Below are 17541 nucleotides of genomic sequence, written 5' to 3'. Positions count from 1 at the left end.
CCCCGTTCGAATCGAGGAGATCATCGTGAGTGACACCAAGACCGCACCGCTGCGAGTACTGTTCTGCATCGGCATCAATCAGAACTTCTTCGACCTCCCGACCGGCCAGGGCGGGCTGGTGTGGAAGGCGTTCTCCGGGATGATGGACGCGGTGGCCGAGACACCGGGCGTCCGGGTGATCGGCGACATCGACGACGACAGCCACATGGTCGGACCGTCGGACGGCTGGCCGTGGACCTGCTACATCCTCGCCGACGTCGACACCCAGGAGACCGTCAAGGCCGTCTGCAACCTCTTCCGCACCACCCCGGTCGGCGAGTACACGCTGTGGCGATACGCCAAGATCGAAGCCCGCATCGGCCGTGCGCTCACCGTCCGCGAAGACGTCGACCTCGGCGTGTGAGCGAAATGCACTCTGCGACCGCGACCGAGCGCATCGAGAGCCGCGAGGCCGTTCACCGCGTGATGTGCCGCTACATGGAACTGTGCGATGTTCCCTCCGTGGAGTTTTCGGTCGAGGAACTCGCCTCGCTGTTCACGCCCGACGCGGTGTGGGAAGGCATCGGCGCCGAGTACGCGCACAAGTTCGGCACGCGTCGGGGCCGGCCGGAGATCGTCGGAATGCTCACCGCGTACCTTCCACCGAACTCCCATTTCCGGGGAAATGTACACCTGCTCGGGAGTGAGCAGATCGACGTGGACGGCCCCGCAGCGCGGGGGCGGTGGATCATGCAGCAGCTGTCGCGATACGAGGACGAATCGGCCGAACTGCTCGTCGCACGCATCACCGCCGAGTGTGAAGTGCGGGGCGGTATCGCCCGAATCAAGCACTTCACGACCGAGAAGCTGTTCGTCACTCGCCTCGACGAGGCGACACGACTGCTCGAATCGAATGGAAAGAGAACGTGATGACCACTTCACTGGATCCCACCACCACGGACACCAACTTCGCGGACCTCGCCACGGACGACCGCGTGGACGGATCGCTGTACACCGACCCCGACATGTTCGAGGCGGAGCTCGAGAGGATCTTCTACCGCACGTGGGTATGGGTTGCCCACGAGAGCGAGATCCCCGAGGCCGGAAGCTACAAGATGGCGACCATCGGCCGGCAACCGGTGATCGTCAACCGCGACCGCAAGGGGAACTTCAATGTCCTGCTGAACCGGTGCCGCCACCGCGGGGCCAGCGTCTGCGAGGTCCCCAAGGGCAAGGCGAACGGGTTCACCTGCCCCTACCACAGCTGGTCGTACGCCCTCGACGGGCGACTGCGCGGAATCCCGTACCCCGACGGCTACGACGAGGACCTCGACAAGAAGGACCTGCCCCTGCAGAGCCTGCGGGTGGAGTCGTACGCCGGGATGATCTTCGCCAGCTTCAACCCCGACGTCGAACCCCTCGACGACTTCCTCGGTGACGCGAAGGTATGGATCGACCTGTTCATGAAGCAGGGCGCCGGATACCCCATCAAGACGCAGGGCGAACATTGCTTCCGCTTCCGCGGAAACTGGAAGATCCAGTTGGAGAACACCACCGACGGATACCACTTCCCGATCGTGCACCGGTCCTGGATGTCCTCCGTCGACGCCGAGACCGCAGACATGCTCTCCTTCATGACCGACGACAACGCCGTGACCCACGCTCTCGGAAACGGCCACAGCGTCGCGATCATGGTGCCGGAGCACGTCGACCTGGACCACGACGACGGCACCGAGAAGATTCAGGCCCGTTTCGACCACATCGTCGAAGAACTGTCGAAGACGATGCCCGCCGACAAGGTCCGCCGCATCGTCCGCTCCATGCACGGCGCCGGGTTCAACCTCAACATCTTCCCCAACGTCGCGATGTCGATGTCGTTCTTCCGGGTACTGCGCCCGATCTCCGTCGACGAGACCGAGATCCGGCACATCGCCCTCGGGATGGACGGTGGACCGGAGATCGTCAACCGCGAACGCCTCCGCATCCACGAACACTTCCAGGGCCCGTTCGGGTTCGGGAGCCCCGACGATTCCGAGGCCTGGGACCGGGTACAACGCGGCTCTCGCGGCGCACCCGGAATGCCGATCATGGTGAACCGCGGTCTCAATCGTGAAGCGCTCGACAGCGACGGACACCGCACCTCACACGTCACCGACGAGACCGGCATGCGCGAGGCCTACGCAATGTGGAAGAGGATGATGACCGATGAGCACTGATCTGATGACCGCCCAACTCGCCGACACCCGGGTACTTCAGGCGATCGAACTCATCTGGCACGAAGCGGCCCTCCTCGACGCCAAGGACTACCAGGCGTGGGACGCCCTCTGGACCGACGAAGGCCGGTACGTCATTCCCATCGACCCGGACACCGACGACTTCGACGGATCGCTGAACATGGTCAATGACGACACTCGCATGCGGCGCATGCGTATCGAACGTCTGACCTCCGGATACTCGATGTCCGCGCTCGCCGCCGCCCGGACGGTCCGCACCGTCTCGCGGTTCACGGTCGAGGAACGGACCGAGGACTCGATCACGGTGAAGTCCGCGCAGATCCTCGTGGGTTTCAAGCGTGACGATCAGCAGACCCTCGCCGCCGACGTCACGCACCGCATCCGCTACACCGAGAGCGGGCCGCGGTTGGATCTCAAGGTCATCCGGTTGGTGAACTCGCAGGCAGCGGTCAACGCCTCCGGCTACCTGCTCTGATCAGCATTTTCCGAACTTCATCGACCGAACAGGAGCTCGACGTGGATTCTGTCGCAGTAGTCACCGGCGGCGGACGCGGCCTCGGTGCCGCGATCGCACAGCAATTGCACGACCGCGGATACCGCGTCGCGGTCGCGGACATCGACAGCGGTGCCGCGAAACAGACCGCAGCGGAGCTGGATCCGAACGGCGACACGGCCATCGGCGTAGAGTTGGACGTTCGGAAGCGGAAGAGTTTCGAAGCCGTACGTGACCGGGTGATCCAGGAGTGGGGCGGCATCGACGTCCTCGTCAACAACGCCGGCCGGTCGCAGACCGGCTCGCTGATGGACATTGCGCCGGAGGAATTCTCCGACATCGTCGAGATCAACCTCAACGGCGCCTTTCTCGGCTGCCAGGTGTTCGGAAGTTACTTCGCCGAGAAGCGATACGGCAGAATCGTCAACATCGCGTCGCTGGCGGGACAGAACGGTGGCACGGCGACCGGCGCGCACTACGCCGCGGCCAAGGGCGGCGTCGGCACACTGACCAAGGTCTTCGCACGCGAACTCGCCCCGTCGGGTGTCACGGTGAACGCCGTCTCCCCGGGGCCTCTGGATCTACCGGTCGTGCGTGAGACGGTGCCCGCGGACAAGCTGGCCGCCATTCTCACCACGATTCCGGTGGGCACCCTGGGCTCGCCCGACTTCATAGCCGAGACCGTCGCCCTGCTCGCATCGCCGACGGCCGCGTCGGTCACGGGAGCCTGCTGGGACGTCAACGGCGGCCTGTACATGCGCTGACCCCGCTCCAGGGCGACGGGTCGCAGCACCGGAGGAAAAATCACCATGAGCATGTTCACTGTCACCGTTGCGGACATTGTCGAGGAAACGCCTGATATCAAGTCGTTCCGGCTGGTTCGGACGGACGGGTCACCGTTCGACCCGTACCCTCCCGGCGCCCACATCGACATCCTCGGTCCCACCGAGGTCCTCACCCAGTACTCGCTGTGCAGTCCGCCGCACGAGTCCGACTCGTACGTGGTCGCCGTCAAACGCGAGACCGGGCCCCGCGGTGGCTCGGCCGCGCTGCACGATCGTGTGACGATCGGCAGCGAGTTGCAGATCAGCCGGCCGCGCACACTGCTCACACTCGCCGAGGGCGCCGATCGGCACATCCTCGTCGCGGCGGGCATCGGGCTGACCCCGATGCTGAGTCTGGCGTTCGCGTTGCACCGGCAGGGACAACAGTTCGACCTGCACTACTTCGCGCGGACGAGGGCGCAGGCCGCGTTCGTCGACCTGCTGGAGGGTGCGGATTTCCGCCGGGACGTGCACCTGCACTTCGGCCTGACGAGGGACGACCAATTATCCGCCCTCGAGAAGATCCTGGCGGACGCGTCCGCCGCCACGCACGTCTACACCTGTGGCCCCGAAGGTTTCATGGATCGGGTGCGTGGGTTGGCGGAACCCGCGGTCGGTGAGGACGCGGTCCACTTCGAACACTTCGAGGCGGCGACGCCTACAGCGACCGGATCTGACACGGCGTTCGAGTTGGAACTCGACACGGGCGAGGTGTTCGAAGTGCCTGCCGGGAAGTCCATCGCCGACGTACTCGAAGAGAACGACATCGAGATCGACACGTCGTGCCGGGAAGGTATCTGTGGCACGTGCGTCATGGACGTGCTGGAGGGCGAGCCCGACCACCGCGACAATTGCCTCACCAAGAGTGAGAGAAAGGCGGGAGACAGAATTGCCGCGTGTGTGTCGCGCGCGAAATCCGGGCGACTACTCGTCGAACTTCCCTGAAAAGTGCTGAATCATTTCAGGTCACGGCAATTCCGGCCTGCAGAATATCGCGTACGAGAACCGCGATGCTTTCTGCTCCGGTCTTTTCCTTGATACGGGTGCGATGCACGTCGACCGTCTTCACACTGATTCCCAGCTCTTTCGCAATGTTCTTGCTCGGCAATCCGTCGAGGACGAGTGCGAGGATTTCCTTTTCTCGCACCGTCAGCGCGTCTATTCGTCCCTGCAATTCTGTTCTCGTGCGACGCTCGCCGAACCGTTGACGCGCAACCCGGAGCGCGTCCTGAATGACGTCGAGCATGTGCTGCGGATCGTAGGGCTTCTCGATGAATGTCAGCGCGCCCCGCTGGAGGGCCCGCACCGACATCTTGATGTCACCGTGCGCCGACACGAAGATGATCGGGATCGGGGATTCGTCGGCGAGGAGTGCCTCCTGGAGTTGGAATCCCCCGACTTCCGGCATGCGGACGTCCAGAACGAGGCAGGCCGGGATGTCGCGGCGGTACTCGTCCAGGAACGACTGAACGGAGAAGTAGTACTCCGACGTGATGTTGACCGAATCGAGTAGCCACGCAAGCGATGCGCACAACTCCTGATCGTCGTCGACGATGTAAACCCGTGTTTCTTGCTGATCCATCGAATCCTGCCTCGCACAGATGGCTTGCTTTCTCGTCCAGTCAACACCGACCGTAACGGAAGCGGTAGGCAACTGAAGGAATCCCCTACTCGGATACGCGACTTACTGCGAGAAAGTAGCGTCGCCGCCAATGTTCCAGCGCACGACGCGCGTCATATCCTTCTTGCAGGAACGCCGGCGCAACGTGGTGACACGACTTCCTGTTCCAACTCATGGAGGCGAAATGCCCGAACTCACAACCATGCAATCGAGCTTCCGCACCGCCATGGCGAATCTGCCGGCCGCGGTCAACATCGTGACGACCGACGGCCCTGCCGGGCGCTGCGGAATGACGGTGACCGCCGTCTGCTCGGTGACCGACTCCCCGCCCACCGCACTCGTGTGCGTGAATCAGAACAGCGCCATGCACAACGTATTCCAGAACAACGGCCGAGTCGGCATCAACGTGCTCTCCGGCGACGACGAAGAGCTGGCCATGCATTTCGCGGGCGCAACCCAAGTCGCGATGGCGGACCGGTTCCAGTGGGACATCTGGGAAGAAGACACCGACGACGGTGTTCCGATCCTGCGCGCCGCACACGTGGTGCTCGCCGGCCGGATCGCGGACAGCAAGACCGTGGGTTCGCATTCGGTGATGTTCGTCGAACTGGACCGCGTGCAGACCCGCGAACACGGCGACAGCCTCGTCTACTTCCAACGCAAATTCCACCGTTTGTCGGTTCCGGTCGAGTCCCCCGACTGGCTGTTCTACGACGAATGGTCCGATCCGATCACCGTGACGCCCGCCCTCGTTCCCGCCGCAGCCGGAGGTAAATAGCCATGGTCACCTCGTCACCGCCCGAACAAGTCCCACAGAATTCCGACCTGCAGGTGCTCGCAGACACGCGTGCCGCCTTGACGTTTCGTCTCAGCGCCCTGGTCCTCGCACTGTTCCTGCCCCTGCCGATCCTGGGTGGTTTCACCTCGCTGCTGGACGGCGTCGTCTTCAGCGGTGTCACCGTGGCGTGGCTCTACGCGGTCGCGCAATTCGTCGTCGCCATCGTCGTGGCCCGGTACTACATGGCGCGGGCAGCCGAACTCGACTCCCGGACCACCTCGCCGGCGAAAGGATAACAGCCATGAACCTCGTCTCCGCATCGCTTTTCGCGGCCCTCGTCGCTGTCACCCTGATGATCACCGCATGGGCTTCCAAGAGGAACAAGTCGGCCGCCGATCACTACGTCGCGGGCGGCAGCCTCACCGGCAGGCAGAACGGTGTCGCCATCGCCGGCGACTTCATCTCCGCCGCCTCGTTTCTCGGAGTCACCGGTGCGATCGCGCTGACCGGTTTCAACGGGTTCTACCTCGCGGTCTTCGTGCCCGTCGCGTTCGTCCTCGCGATGCTGCTGATCGCGGAACCCCTGCGCAACCTCGGCCGCTTCACGCTGGCGGATGTCCTCGCCACCCGGTTCCCCGGCAAGGACGTGCGGTCGATGATGGCGATCAGCACGGTGGTGATCAGCGTGGTCTATCTCGTGTCGCAGCTGGTCGGTGCCGCGCTTCTGGTGTCGTTGCTGTTCGACCTCGACTACGCCGTGGCCGTGTTGATCATCGGAACACTCACCACCGCGTACACGTTGGTGGGTGGAATGCTCGCCACCAGCTGGATCCAGATCATCAAGACCGGTCTTCTCATGGTCTGCGCCGTGGTGCTGTTCGTTCTCGTGCTGGTGCGCTTCGACTTCAATCCCTTCGGCCCGTTCAGCACCGCGCTCGCCGAGTTCGGGCAATCGTTCGTCGCGCCGCAGCGCACGTCCGGTGCCGCCTCGTTCGACCAGTTGTCGCAGACCGTCGGGCTCGTCCTCGGCGTGCTCGGCCTGCCGCACGTGATGATCCGATTCCTCACCGTTCCGGACGCGAAGCAGGCGAGAACGTCCGCCTACACGGCGATCTGGATCTTCTTCGCCTTCTACCTGCTGGTTCCCGTGCTCGGTTACGGCGCCGCCAAGCTGGTCGGTGTCGAGGTGATCAAGTCCGAGAATCGGGGCGGCAACCTCGCGGTCGCGCAGCTCGCCGAGACAGTCGGCGGCGGAGTCCTGCTGGCGTTCGTCGCGGCCGTGGCGTTCGTGACCATTCTGGCCGCACTGTCCGGCCTGGTGATCGCGACCTCCGGTGCGATCGCACACGACCTGTACGGGCAGGTGATCAGGAACGGATCGGTGTCGGCGAAGGCTCAGCACCGCGCGGCCCGGGTCGCGACGGTGGCCACCTGCGTCATCGGTGTCGCCATCGCATTCGCGGCGCAGAAGCAGAACGTCGCGTTCCTCGCGTCACTGGGCATGTCCATCGCAGCATGTGCGAACCTGCCGGCACTGCTTCTGACCATGTACTGGAAGCGCATGACGGCGCGCGCCGTCATCTCCGGCATCGTTGTCGGGCTCGTCCTGTCGGTCACCGTCATCCTGCTCAGCCCGGTCGTGCAGGGACCGGACTCCATCCTCGGATTCTCGAACCCGGCACTTGCCGTGGCACCCCTCTCGCTGGCGGTGTCCGTCATCGTCGCGCTGGTGTCGGCGCCGTCCGGGGAGGCGAAAGCACGAGCCGATCGCCTCTTCTCGGTGATGCGCACCCGAGCACTCACCGGGCAGACCGAGACGACGAACGACGACACGATGGTGGCGATGCGATGAAGACGGAACTACGGTCACCGAGCCCACTCCGGGACCTGGCGGAGCAGCTGGCGACGGGCGGGACGACGCCGATCGACGTGGCTGAGGCGGCACTCGCACGGATCGCGGACCTCGAGCCGGATATCCACGCCTGGGCCGACCTCGACGCCGACGCGGTGCGGTCCGCGGCCGCCCGGATCCAGGACAGCGGCCCGGACGGCGCGCTCTGGGGCGTACCCGTCGGCGTCAAGGATCTCATCGATGTCGCCGGTATGCCGACGCGCTGCGGCAGTGAGCTGCGGAGCACGGATCCGGCGACGGCGGACGCCGACTGTGTGGCGCGAGCGCGCGCCCTCGGCGCGCTCCCGTTCGGCAAGACCGTCACCACCGAGTTCGGGTATTTCAAGCCCGGCCCGACCCGCAATCCCCGCACCCTGGGTCACACCCCCGGCGGGTCGTCGAGCGGCTCGGCGGCAGCGGTGGCCGCGGGCATGGTGCCGCTGGCGTTCGGCACGCAGACCGCGGGGTCGCTGACGAGGCCCGCGTCGTTCTGCGGAGTCGCAGGTTTCGTGACCGCCCACGGCGAACTTCCGACCGCGGGCATCACCGGGCTGAGTCCCAGTCTCGACACGGTGGGGCTGCTGGCACGAACCGTGTCCGATCTCCACTTCGCGTGGACCGCACTGCGCGACGGCACGCCGGCGCCCGTCCTCGAACCTTCCGCTCCGCGCCGGCTTCGCCTGTGGAGTGGGTTCGAGCTCGGCGAGGTGTCCCGAGAGATGACGAAGACGCTCAGGACGACCGCTGATTCCGCCGAGTCGGCGGGGATCCGATGTCGTGAGTTGGACGCCGCCGCAACGATCGTGGCACTGACGGAACATCACCACACAGTGATGGCGTACGAGGCGGCCAGGGAACGCGCCGCAGAGGCCGCGCAGACCGACAAGATCAGCGCACCCCTCGCCGAACTGTTCGCCGCGGGGGCAGCGACCGCAGAGGTCGACTACCGTGCCGCCCTCGCCGGAATCCGCGAGACCCGGCAGCTGCTGCTCTCGGCGTTGGACGAGGACGAAGCCATCCTCGGGCCCGCGGCTCTCGGCGCCGCTCCACACGGTCACGACGCGACGGGCACGCCCGTGCTCAGTCGGCCGTGGCAGGCCATGGGTCTGCCGGTGGTCACGATCCCCGGGAAGCGCGACACCGCAGGGCTTCCCCTCGGATTGCAGTTGATCGGACGTCCCGGCGCGGAGCAACGCCTGTTCGAGACAGCCGCATGGCTGGAATCCGCACTCTGACAATGACAGAAGGTCGTCAGGCGACGAAGATCGACGGTTGGCGATCCTTCCACGGCGCAGCCTGTTCCAACTGCGCGGCCACCTGCAGCAGCAGATCCTCTCTGCCGGTGGCCGCGACGAGTTGGACGCCGATGGGGAGGCCCTCCCGGCTCAACGCGAGCGGCAAGCTGATAGCGGGATTCCCGGACACGTTGAACGGTGCCGTGAACGGTCCGAACTCGAAGATGCGGCGTAACCACGAGCGCACACTGTGCCCGGGGTCGTCGTAGTCGAGGGTGCCGTGCGGCACCGGCAGCCAGGCGACGGTCGGGGTCACCAGCAGATCGAATCGGGTGAAGAACAGTCCGATGGACCGGGTCACCCGGTGTTGCGCGTCGAGTGCTGCCGCGACGTCGAGCGCCGTGAACGCCTGGGTCTCCTGCAGCACGGTCCGCGAGACCGCCTCGAGCAGAGCGGGATCGGGCCTGCGTGGAGCGCGCAGGATCGCCGCGCCCGTGGCGATCGCGGTGAGTGTCGACGCCTCGACGACGTCCTCCGCGTCGAATTGCGGACGCGTCTCGGTCACGGTGTGGCCGATCCATTCGAGGATCTTCCCGGCGGCGACCGTGGCCGCCGACACCTGCGTCTCGACCGAACTCCCGCCCCACGGCTCGGTCGTCAGGGCCACCCGCAGACGGCCGGGATCGGCGCGCATCGTGTCGGCGTAGCGACCGGACTGCGCCGGGGCGGTGTACTTTTCACCGACCGGCGGGGCGGCGACGGCGTCCAGCAGTTGGGCCGTGTCGCGGATGGTCCGGGTGAGGGCGAACTCGTAGATGTGCCCGAACCCCGCCTCGCCGACCAGTGGGCCGCAGGGGATTCGGCCGCGGCTCGGTTTCAGGCCGACGAGCCCGCAGCACGAGGCCGGCACCCGTAGCGAACCGGCGCCGTCGTTGCCGTGCGCCAACGGAACCGCCCCGGCGGCGACGAGCGCAGCGGATCCACCACTCGACCCGCCGGTGCCGCGACCCAGCCCCCACGGATTGCGCGTCGGTCCGTACCGCACCGGCTCCGTCGCGAAGTTCAGCCCGAACTCCGGCGCTGTCGTCTGCCCCAGGGCCACCAGTCCGGCGGACCGGAACCGGGACATCAGTTCGTGATCCACACCGGCGACGGCGCCGCGGATGCTGCGGCTACCGAGTGTGAACGGCACCCCCTTCGCGAACGGGCCGCTGTCCTTGATGACGAACGGCACCCCCGCCAGTGGCCCGTCGGACCGGTGGTCGAGGGCCGGATCGAACATCGGCATTGTCAGTGCGCCGAGGTCGGCATCGGCCTGCGCGATCGCGACGCGCGCAACGGCTTCGACCTCCGTTGCCGTCACCTCACCAGCGCGGATCAGCTCACTCAGACCGACGGCGTCGAGCCCGGTGTACTCGTGCAGTTCCAGCAGTCCCACTCCTCAGGTCGCGACGACCGATTCAGTGTGACCCGGAGGGCCGTGCGGCGCGACCGAATTTCTGCCGCCGTCACGCGGTGATCGACAGCAGTTCCTGTTCGCGGAAGGCTCGCGGCGAGACCCCGTACGTCTCCTTGAACAGCCGCGAGAAGTGCGACGAGTTGACGAGACCGTATCGGGCACAGATGGTTCCGATGCTGTCGCCGCGGAATCGGACGTCCTTGAGATCGCGGCGGCACTTCTCGAGCCTGCGGTGGCGGATCCACCCGGCCACCGTGTGTCCGTCCGCCTCGAACATCTTCTGCAGGTGCCGCGTCGACACGTGGTGGTGGGACGCCACCGTAGCGGTGTCGAGTGTGGGGTCGTGCAGGTGCGCGTCGATGAACGACCTCACCCGGAGTAGCAACGACGCGCCGGGAGCGGTGGCGTCGGCGGGCGCCTCCGATTGCACCGCGGCACTGAGCAGGTCGAGCACCGCGTCCTCGACGAGGGGGGTCGTCGGCATGGTGCCGGTGACGACGGAGTGGTGGAGGTTCGTCAGGAACGGCGAGACGAGCGCGCCCATGCCGGTGCTGCCGCGGATGCGGCGCGCGGAGACGGTGCCCAGTTCCCGCGAGGCGATGCGCAGTAGTTCGCGGGGAAACATCAACACGAACATGCTGAAGTCGCCCGCGAAGTGCAGGTCGTACGGCTTGCTGGTGTCGTAGACGGCGAAGTCGCCGGGCCCGAGCACGGCCTCGCGATCGTCCTGGACGATGACGCCGCTGCCCGACAGTTGCAGGCCCACCTTCACCAGGCCGGGGTCGGACCGCTTGATCGACGTGCGGGTCCGGCGGACGTCGACCGCGTGTCCCCCGACCTCGCTGAGCTGCAACCCGCCGAGCGCGGTGGTGCGCAGGGTCCCGGTGAAGCGCCCCGGCCCGTCCTCCGCCGTGGACATCACGGCGAGCGGGACGAACGCCGTGGAAACGGCCTGACGCCAGTGCTCGAACTGCCCGTCGTCACGCGCGGGCCCACCACCGAGACGCACCTTCGATCACCTCACAGAGCTGAGCGGTTGTCGATCAGTCGACGTGCCTTACCGAGTGAGCGTTCGAGGTCGCCGGGAGCGACGACGTCGACCTTCACGCTCACGCCGATTCTATTCTTCACCAGCTTTTGCAGTTCACCCGCGGCCCGCGCGTGGTCGTCGATCACGGCATCCGGACGCGATTCCACCCGCACGGTCAGCTCGTCCATGCGGCCCGGGCGGTCGAGGATGCACTGGAACTGCGGGGCCAGCGCTGGCACCGCGAGGATCAGTTCCTCGATCTGGGTGGGGAACAGATTCACCCCGCGCAGGATGATCATGTCGTCGGTGCGTCCGGTGACCTTCTGCATCCGCCGCACCGACCGCGCCGTGCCCGGCAGCAGCCGCGTGAGGTCGCGGGTGCGGTACCGGATGATCGGCATGGCCTCCTTGGTCAGCGACGTGAAGACGAGTTCGCCCTCCTCACCGTCGGGCAGCACCTCCCCGGTGACCGGGTCGATGATCTCCGGGTAGAAGTGGTCTTCCCAGATGTGCAGGCCGTCCTTGGTCTCGACGCATTCCATCGCCACACCCGGGCCCATCACCTCGGACAGTCCGTAGATGTCGACGGCGTCCATGTTCAGCTGCTTCTCGAGTTCGGTGCGCATCTCCTCGGTCCACGGCTCCGCACCGAACACACCGGTCCGCAGCGACGTCTTCGACGGATCGATGCCCTTCTTGATCATCGCGTCGACGATCGTGAGCATGTACGACGGGGTCACCATGATCGCGTCCGGCTCGAAGTCCTCGATCAGCTGGATCTGGCGGTCCGTCATGCCACCGGACATCGGGATCACCGTGCAGCCCAGCCGCTCCGCACCGTAGTGCGCACCGAGGCCACCGGTGAACAGGCCGTACCCGTACGCGACGTGCACCTTGTCCGACGGCTTCACCCCACCCGCCCGCAGGCTCCGCGCGACCAGATCGGCCCAGTTGTTCAGGTCGCCCGTGGTGTACCCGACGACCGTCGGGCGCCCGGTGGTCCCGGAGGAAGCGTGGATGCGCGAGACCTTCTCCTGCGGCACCGCGAACATCCCGAACGGATAGTTCGCCCGCAGGTCCGCCTTCGCCGTGAACGGGAACTTCGCCAGGTCGGACAGGTCCTTCAGGTCGCTCGGGTGCACACCGGCGTCGTCGAACGCCTTCCGGTAGTGCGGAACGTTGGTGTACGCGTGGAGAAGTGACCACTGCAGGCGTTCGAGTTGCAGCGATGAGATCCGGTCGCGCGTGGCGAACTCGATGTCCTGCGAGGGGGTGGCGATACTGGTCATTCTAGTCTCCGGGGTGGGCGGGCTGGGTATGGTCAGGCGTCGAAATCGACGGTCACGTTGTCGCTGACCGGGAAGGTCTGGCACGTCAGCACGAAGCCGGAGTCGACCTCGTAGTCCTCGAGCGCGTAGTTGCGGCGCATGTCCACGTCACCGCAGGTGATCTTGGCGCGGCACGTTCCGCAGACGCCGCCCTTGCAGGCGAACGGAAGGTCCGAGCGGTACTTCTCGGCGGCGTCGAGGATCGATTCGTCCCGCGGCAACGTCGCGGTGGTCGAGCGACCGTCGAGAACCAGGGTCACTTCACTGCTCGGCCCGGTGACGCCGGGCTCGCGGTGGGTTTCCATGGGCGGGGGCACGTCGTCGACGAAGAACAACTCGTGATGCACGCGGCTCTTGTCGATCTGCAAGTCGCCGAGAACCGTCTCGGCGTCGGTGACCATCCCGTACGGTCCGCACAGCCAGAAGTGATCGATATCGGCCACGGGGACCACGGCGTCGAAGATGGCCCGGAGCCGGTCGGCGTCGAGACGGCCGGTGAACAGCTCGACCTCGCGGGGCTCGCGGGACAGGACATGGACGATGTCGAAGCGCGACCCGTACGTGTCCTTGAGGTCGGCGATTTCCTCGGCGAACATCACCGAGCGGGTCCGCCGGTTACCGTACAGGAGAACGACTTCGGCCTCGGGATTCGCGAGCATCGATGCGGCGATCGACAGCATCGGCGTGATGCCCGACCCGGCGGCGATCAGCACGTGGCGACCACCGGCCGCGGGGTCGGCGACGAACGTTCCGCTCGGGCCCTGCACCTCGATCCGGTCGCCGGGGCGGACGTCGCGCACGAGCCACGTCGAGAACAGACCGTCGGACACCTCGCGCACACCGACCCGCGGCGCGGAACCGGCAGGGGCGCAGATGGAGTAGGAGCGGCGGTGTTCGACACCGTCGATCGTCCGCCGCAGCGTGAGCGACTGTCCGGGGCCGAACGCGAACTCGTCGGCGAGCTCGGCAGGAACGTCGAACGTGACCGCGACCGCGTCGTCGCACAGGGATTCGACGTCGGCGACGGTGAGGGTGTGGAACGCCCTGTTGCGCAACGCCGCACCGGGTTTCGGGGAGACCGCTGTGGTCATGGTCAGATTTCCTTCACGTGATCGAAGGGTTCGAGGCAGTCGAGGCACCGGTAGAGCGCCTTGCACAGCGTCGCCCCGAATTCCGAGTCGAGCCGGGTGTTCGCCGAGTTGCACTTGGGGCACGCCACGGGTCGCGGCTTGACGGTGAGCGTCAACGGCACCGGACCCGATGCGCGTCGCGGCGCGGGACCGGGTGTCGAGTAGCCGTTCTCGCGGAGCTTGCGCCTGCCGTTCTCGCTGATCCAGTCCGTGCTCCACGGCGGCGACAGGACTGTCCTGACCTCGACGCTGCCGAACCCGGCGTCCTGCAGGGTGTGCTCGATGTCGTCCCGCATGGTGGCCATCGCGGGGCAACCGGAATAGGTGGGGGTGATGGTCACGACCACCGACCCGTCGGCGTGTTCCTCGACGTCGCGCAGCACACCGAGATCGGCGAGCGTGAGCATCGGCATCTCGGGGTCGAGCACGGATTCGGCGAGGCGACGGGCGTCGCTGCGCACGGCGGTGGTCATGTCACCACACTCCTTCGGGATGCGCCCGGGCCACGCTCTGCATCTCGGCGAGCAGCAGTCCGAGCGCCTCGGTGTGCAATCCCTGCCGTCCGGCCCGGCCGCCGACGGTGCCGACGGTCCGGCCGGTCGGGGCGGTGAGCTCGGCGGCGTGCAGCACCTGCTCGAGCACCGAATCGAATTCCTCACGCACGTCCCGCGGGTCGACGCCCACCCCCACCGCCGCGAGCGCAAGCTCCTCGGTGGTCGGGACGAACAGTTCCTCGACGAACGGCCACACGTGGGTAAGCGCCGCTGCCATCCTGGTCTTCGACTCCTCCGTGCCGCAGCCGAGCGTCACAACCCAGCGGGCCGCGTAGTCGCGGTGGTAGGTGAGTTCCTTGACGCCCTTCACCGCGACCGCCGCGAGGACCGGGTCCCGGGACGTGCGGAGACGATCGAACAGCGCGAGACGCCACGTCGAGAACACCAGCAGTCGCGTGATCGACTGAGCGAAGTCGCCGTTGTCGAGTTCGGCCAGCCGGGTGTTGCGGAACCGATTCTCGTCCCGGAAGAACGCGAGCGCGTCCTCCGCGGGAACCGGGCTCGTGTCCGAGATGTACGGCACCACCGACGCGTCCGCCGCGGCCGCACGGGCGAGCAGCAGTCGCGCCTGACCGAGCAGGTCGAGTCCGACGTTCGCGAGCGCGACCTCCTCCTCGAGTTCCGGTGCGCGCGTGCTCCACTCGGCGAGACGCTGTGAGCTGATCAGTGCATCGTCACCGAGCATCAGGCAGTAGCCGGCCAGCGCGGAGAGGTCGACATCTTCGGGAACCGTGGTGTCGACACCCGCGAGGGGGTCGTCGAAGCTGGTGCCGAACGCCCACTGGCCGTGGCTGTCTTCGTCGACGAGGCCTTCGTAAGCATTGTCGTGGTCGGTCATCGTCAGCCTCACATGTGGGGAACGTTGTCGGGGATCTCGTAGAACGTGGGGTGCCGGTACACCTTGTCGCCGCTGGGCGCGAAGTAGGGATCCTTCTCCGACGGGCTGGACGCCACGATCGAATTGGACCGCACCACCCAGATGCTCACGCCCTCGTTGCGGCGGGTGTAGACGTCCCGGGCGTGCCGGACGGCCATCTCGTCGTCGGCGGCGTGCAGGGATCCGACGTGAACGTGGTTGAGTCCGCGCTTGCCGCGCAGGAACACCTCGTACAGGGGCCAGTCCGCGCGCACCGCGTTGTCGTCCGTGCTCATCGTGCGTTCTCCTTGCTGCTCTCGCGGCGGGCGAAGGCCGTCGCGGCCTCCCGCACCCACGCCCCGTTCTCGTGTGCTGCCCGCCGGTTGGCGACGCGCTCGACGCTCGACGCGCCGTTGCCCTTGATCACCTGCATGAACTCGCTCCAGTCGGGCTCGCCGAAGTCGTGAGCGCCGCGCTCGGCGTTCCACTTCAGGTCCGGATCCGGGAACGTCACGCCGAGCACCTCGGCCTGCGGGATGGACATGTCGACGAACCGCTGACGAAGTTCGTCGTTGGTGTGCCGCTTGATGCGCCACTTCATGGACTGCTCGGAGTTGGGCGACTGATCGTCCGGCGGTCCGAACATCATCAGCGCCGGCCACCACCAGCGGTTCACCGACTCCTGCACCATCTCGCGCTGGGCGTCGGTGCCGCGCATCATCGTCATCAGCAGTTCGAAACCCTGACGCTGGTGGAAGGACTCCTCCTTGCACACCCGGATCATCGCCCGCGCGTACGGCCCGAAGGAGCTGCGGCACAACGGGACCTGGTTGCAGATCGCGGCGCCGTCGACGAGCCAGCCGATCACGCCGACATCGGCGTAGGTCAGCGTCGGATAGTTGAAAATCGAGGAGTACTTCTGCTTGCCCTCGATCAGCTTCTCGGTGAGGTCGGCGCGGTCGGCTCCGAGCGTCTCGGCCGCCGAGTACAGGTACAGGCCGTGTCCGGCCTCGTCCTGGACCTTCGCCATGAGGATCGCCTTGCGACGCAGCGACGGCGCGCGGGTGAGCCAGTTGCCCTCCGGCTGCATGCCGATGATCTCCGAATGCGCGTGCTGCGCGATCTGCCGGATCAGCGTCTTGCGGTAGCCGTCGGGCATCCAGTCCCGCGGCTCGACCCTCTGGTCGGCTGCGATGGTGTCATCGAAGAGCTCTTGCAGCTCATCGGAAGCGTGTGACGTGGTCATATGTCCTACCTCTATTACCGAATGATCGGTTGGTATCAAGTATGCATGTCAGCTCCCGCCCACACAAGGGCAGGAGCCGAATTACGTCAGTGGCCTTCGAAGGCGGGCGTGCGCTTCGCGAGGAACGCGTCGACCGCGCTGCGGTGATCCTTCGACCGGCCGAGCTGCTCCGCGGCCTCGCGCTCCCGCTCGAGCGCCTCCGACAGCCCGCTCGACGCCGCCGAGACCAGCGACTTGACCTGCGCGTACGCGGCCGTGGGACCGTCAGCCAGCTTCCGCGCCAGCGCAGTGGCCGCGTCCCCGAGTTCGGCGTCGGGAACCACCCGGTGCACCAGCCCCCAGTCCAGCGCCTGCGCCGCCGTGAACCGGTCGCCGAGCATCATCAGCCCGGTCGCCCGGCTCGGTCCCAGCGCCTGCACCAGGGTGTGGCTCAGCCCGGAATCGCCGGCCAGCGCGATCCCCGTGAAGGCCGTAGCGAACTTCGCGCCCTCCCCCGCGATCCGGATGTCGGCGGCCAGGGCGATGCCCAGCCCCGCCCCGACGCAGGCCCCACCGACCGCGACGACGACCGGGACGCGGACCCCGGCCAGCGCCCGGAGCAGCGGGTTGTAGTGCTCGGCGACGGTGTCCATCGCGTGCGCGGCGTCCGCCTCGAGGCCGGCCACGTGCTCGGCCAGGTCCTGGCCGACGCAGAAGTTCTTGCCCTCCGCCTGCAGCAGCAGGGCACGCACGCCGTCGTCGGCGGCGACCTTCTCCACCGCCGCCAGCAACTGTTCCTTCACCGCGCGGTCCAGGGCGTTGGACGCGCCCGCGCGGCGCAGGGTGATGGTGGCCAGTCCCGCGTCCACGGAAAGTCCGACCACGTCGTCAGTGCTCATGAGAA

The 17541-nt window shown here is 66.7% G+C and carries 20 protein-coding genes; 10 read left to right on the top strand and 10 right to left on the bottom strand.

Going from position 1 to position 17541, the window contains the following annotated elements:
- The first annotated feature begins 25 nt into the window (after positions 1 to 25).
- Genes CJ177_RS13400 through CJ177_RS13375 form a run of 6 tightly spaced genes read left to right on the top strand, consistent with a single transcriptional unit; the run spans position 26 to position 4475 of the window.
- The gene (locus CJ177_RS13400; RefSeq protein ID WP_061046108.1) at positions 26 to 403 is read left to right on the top strand and encodes a hypothetical protein; all 378 of its coding nucleotides are present in this window, start codon (positions 26 to 28) and stop codon (positions 401 to 403) included.
- A 5-nt stretch (positions 404 to 408) separates the two neighbouring features.
- Positions 409 to 909, top strand: coding sequence for a nuclear transport factor 2 family protein (locus CJ177_RS13395; RefSeq protein WP_061697932.1), 501 nt, complete (start codon positions 409 to 411; stop codon positions 907 to 909).
- On the top strand, positions 909 to 2195 hold the full coding sequence (locus CJ177_RS13390) for a Rieske 2Fe-2S domain-containing protein (protein WP_061697897.1): 1287 nt from the start codon (positions 909 to 911) through the stop codon (positions 2193 to 2195). The genes CJ177_RS13395 and CJ177_RS13390 overlap by 1 nt, the downstream gene beginning before the upstream one ends.
- Positions 2185 to 2688, top strand: coding sequence for an aromatic-ring-hydroxylating dioxygenase subunit beta (locus tag CJ177_RS13385; protein ID WP_061697896.1), 504 nt, complete (start codon positions 2185 to 2187; stop codon positions 2686 to 2688). Before CJ177_RS13390 ends, CJ177_RS13385 begins: the two co-directional genes overlap by 11 nt.
- A 41-nt stretch (positions 2689 to 2729) precedes the next feature.
- Positions 2730 to 3470: an SDR family NAD(P)-dependent oxidoreductase gene (locus CJ177_RS13380; protein ID WP_061697895.1), complete on the top strand. Its 741-nt coding sequence runs from the start codon at positions 2730 to 2732 to the stop codon at positions 3468 to 3470.
- A gap of 45 nt (positions 3471 to 3515) precedes the next feature.
- Entirely contained in the window at positions 3516 to 4475 is a 960-nt protein-coding gene (locus tag CJ177_RS13375) for a PDR/VanB family oxidoreductase (protein WP_061697894.1), read from the top strand.
- A 16-nt stretch (positions 4476 to 4491) separates the two neighbouring features.
- Here the strand turns inward: CJ177_RS13375 and CJ177_RS13370 are convergent, their stop codons facing one another.
- Positions 4492 to 5112, bottom strand: coding sequence for a response regulator transcription factor (locus CJ177_RS13370; protein WP_005250795.1), 621 nt, complete (start codon positions 5110 to 5112; stop codon positions 4492 to 4494).
- Positions 5113 to 5335: 223 nt separating this feature from the next.
- On the opposite strand from CJ177_RS13370, the gene hpaC reads away from it, so the two are divergent.
- The 4 genes from hpaC to CJ177_RS13350 are packed head-to-tail and all read left to right on the top strand — an operon-like array spanning position 5336 to position 9055.
- Positions 5336 to 5929: a 4-hydroxyphenylacetate 3-monooxygenase, reductase component gene (hpaC, locus tag CJ177_RS13365; protein WP_025433337.1), complete on the top strand. Its 594-nt coding sequence runs from the start codon at positions 5336 to 5338 to the stop codon at positions 5927 to 5929.
- Positions 5930 to 5931: 2 nt separating this feature from the next.
- Positions 5932 to 6225 carry a DUF485 domain-containing protein gene (locus CJ177_RS13360; RefSeq protein ID WP_061697893.1) on the top strand — a complete coding sequence of 98 codons (294 nt, stop codon included), beginning with the start codon at positions 5932 to 5934 and terminating at the stop codon, positions 6223 to 6225.
- A 5-nt stretch (positions 6226 to 6230) separates the two neighbouring features.
- Positions 6231 to 7781 carry a cation acetate symporter gene (locus tag CJ177_RS13355; RefSeq protein ID WP_061697892.1) on the top strand — a complete coding sequence of 517 codons (1551 nt, stop codon included), beginning with the start codon at positions 6231 to 6233 and terminating at the stop codon, positions 7779 to 7781.
- On the top strand, positions 7778 to 9055 hold the full coding sequence (locus CJ177_RS13350; protein WP_061697891.1) for an amidase: 1278 nt from the start codon (positions 7778 to 7780) through the stop codon (positions 9053 to 9055). The genes CJ177_RS13355 and CJ177_RS13350 overlap by 4 nt, the downstream gene beginning before the upstream one ends.
- A 16-nt stretch (positions 9056 to 9071) precedes the next feature.
- Here the strand turns inward: CJ177_RS13350 and CJ177_RS13345 are convergent, their stop codons facing one another.
- From CJ177_RS13345 to CJ177_RS13305, 9 genes are all read right to left on the bottom strand, one after another.
- Positions 9072 to 10493, bottom strand: a complete 1422-nt coding sequence (locus CJ177_RS13345) for an amidase (RefSeq protein WP_082833294.1) — start codon at positions 10491 to 10493, stop codon at positions 9072 to 9074.
- Positions 10494 to 10563: 70 nt separating this feature from the next.
- Complete coding sequence (locus CJ177_RS13340; protein WP_061697890.1) at positions 10564 to 11523, bottom strand: helix-turn-helix domain-containing protein; 960 nt, start codon at positions 11521 to 11523, stop codon at positions 10564 to 10566.
- Between the two features lie 11 nt (positions 11524 to 11534).
- Entirely contained in the window at positions 11535 to 12833 is a 1299-nt protein-coding gene (gene paaK, locus CJ177_RS13335) for a phenylacetate--CoA ligase PaaK (protein WP_061697889.1), read from the bottom strand.
- 32 nt (positions 12834 to 12865) lie between these two features.
- The gene (paaE, locus tag CJ177_RS13330) at positions 12866 to 13963 is read right to left on the bottom strand and encodes a 1,2-phenylacetyl-CoA epoxidase subunit PaaE (protein WP_061046099.1); all 1098 of its coding nucleotides are present in this window, start codon (positions 13961 to 13963) and stop codon (positions 12866 to 12868) included.
- 2 nt (positions 13964 to 13965) lie between these two features.
- Complete coding sequence (gene paaD / locus CJ177_RS13325) at positions 13966 to 14475, bottom strand: 1,2-phenylacetyl-CoA epoxidase subunit PaaD (protein ID WP_061697888.1); 510 nt, start codon at positions 14473 to 14475, stop codon at positions 13966 to 13968.
- A gap of 1 nt (position 14476) precedes the next feature.
- Positions 14477 to 15394 carry a 1,2-phenylacetyl-CoA epoxidase subunit PaaC gene (paaC, locus tag CJ177_RS13320; protein ID WP_061697930.1) on the bottom strand — a complete coding sequence of 306 codons (918 nt, stop codon included), beginning with the start codon at positions 15392 to 15394 and terminating at the stop codon, positions 14477 to 14479.
- An 8-nt stretch (positions 15395 to 15402) separates the two neighbouring features.
- The gene (gene paaB, locus CJ177_RS13315; protein WP_005250775.1) at positions 15403 to 15708 is read right to left on the bottom strand and encodes a 1,2-phenylacetyl-CoA epoxidase subunit PaaB; all 306 of its coding nucleotides are present in this window, start codon (positions 15706 to 15708) and stop codon (positions 15403 to 15405) included.
- Positions 15705 to 16658 carry a 1,2-phenylacetyl-CoA epoxidase subunit PaaA gene (gene paaA, locus CJ177_RS13310; RefSeq protein ID WP_005250773.1) on the bottom strand — a complete coding sequence of 318 codons (954 nt, stop codon included), beginning with the start codon at positions 16656 to 16658 and terminating at the stop codon, positions 15705 to 15707. Before paaA ends, paaB begins: the two co-directional genes overlap by 4 nt.
- 86 nt (positions 16659 to 16744) lie before the next feature.
- Positions 16745 to 17536: an enoyl-CoA hydratase-related protein gene (locus tag CJ177_RS13305; RefSeq protein ID WP_005250771.1), complete on the bottom strand. Its 792-nt coding sequence runs from the start codon at positions 17534 to 17536 to the stop codon at positions 16745 to 16747.
- Between the last annotated feature and the right edge of the window lie 5 nt (positions 17537 to 17541).

Origin of the sequence: Rhodococcus sp. ACPA1 (genome assembly GCF_002300195.1) — a bacterium.
Classification (GTDB): domain Bacteria; phylum Actinomycetota; class Actinomycetes; order Mycobacteriales; family Mycobacteriaceae; genus Rhodococcus_F; species Rhodococcus_F opacus.
The sequence above is the reverse complement of the archived record's forward strand: the minus strand, read 5'-3'. Positions and strand labels throughout refer to the sequence as shown.

Bases quoted from the DNA above. Each gene is read 5' to 3' on its own strand.
- CJ177_RS13360 (WP_061697893.1), top strand. From the start codon at position 5,932: ATGGTCACCTCGTCACCGCCCGAACAAGTCCCACAGAATTCCGACCTG.
- CJ177_RS13395 (WP_061697932.1), top strand. From the start codon at position 409: ATGCACTCTGCGACCGCGACCGAGCGCATCGAGAGCCGCGAGGCCGTT.
- CJ177_RS13385 (WP_061697896.1), top strand. From the start codon at position 2,185: ATGAGCACTGATCTGATGACCGCCCAACTCGCCGACACCCGGGTACTT.
- CJ177_RS13350 (WP_061697891.1), top strand. From the start codon at position 7,778: ATGAAGACGGAACTACGGTCACCGAGCCCACTCCGGGACCTGGCGGAG.
- paaE (WP_061046099.1), bottom strand. From the start codon at position 13,963: ATGACCACAGCGGTCTCCCCGAAACCCGGTGCGGCGTTGCGCAACAGG.
- CJ177_RS13370 (WP_005250795.1), bottom strand. From the start codon at position 5,112: ATGGATCAGCAAGAAACACGGGTTTACATCGTCGACGACGATCAGGAG.
- paaA (WP_005250773.1), bottom strand. From the start codon at position 16,658: ATGACCACGTCACACGCTTCCGATGAGCTGCAAGAGCTCTTCGATGAC.
- paaC (WP_061697930.1), bottom strand. From the start codon at position 15,394: ATGACCGACCACGACAATGCTTACGAAGGCCTCGTCGACGAAGACAGC.
- hpaC (WP_025433337.1), top strand. From the start codon at position 5,336: ATGCCCGAACTCACAACCATGCAATCGAGCTTCCGCACCGCCATGGCG.
- CJ177_RS13305 (WP_005250771.1), bottom strand. From the start codon at position 17,536: ATGAGCACTGACGACGTGGTCGGACTTTCCGTGGACGCGGGACTGGCC.
- paaK (WP_061697889.1), bottom strand. From the start codon at position 12,833: ATGACCAGTATCGCCACCCCCTCGCAGGACATCGAGTTCGCCACGCGC.
- CJ177_RS13375 (WP_061697894.1), top strand. From the start codon at position 3,516: ATGAGCATGTTCACTGTCACCGTTGCGGACATTGTCGAGGAAACGCCT.
- CJ177_RS13355 (WP_061697892.1), top strand. From the start codon at position 6,231: ATGAACCTCGTCTCCGCATCGCTTTTCGCGGCCCTCGTCGCTGTCACC.
- paaD (WP_061697888.1), bottom strand. From the start codon at position 14,475: ATGACCACCGCCGTGCGCAGCGACGCCCGTCGCCTCGCCGAATCCGTG.
- paaB (WP_005250775.1), bottom strand. From the start codon at position 15,708: ATGAGCACGGACGACAACGCGGTGCGCGCGGACTGGCCCCTGTACGAG.
- CJ177_RS13390 (WP_061697897.1), top strand. From the start codon at position 909: ATGACCACTTCACTGGATCCCACCACCACGGACACCAACTTCGCGGAC.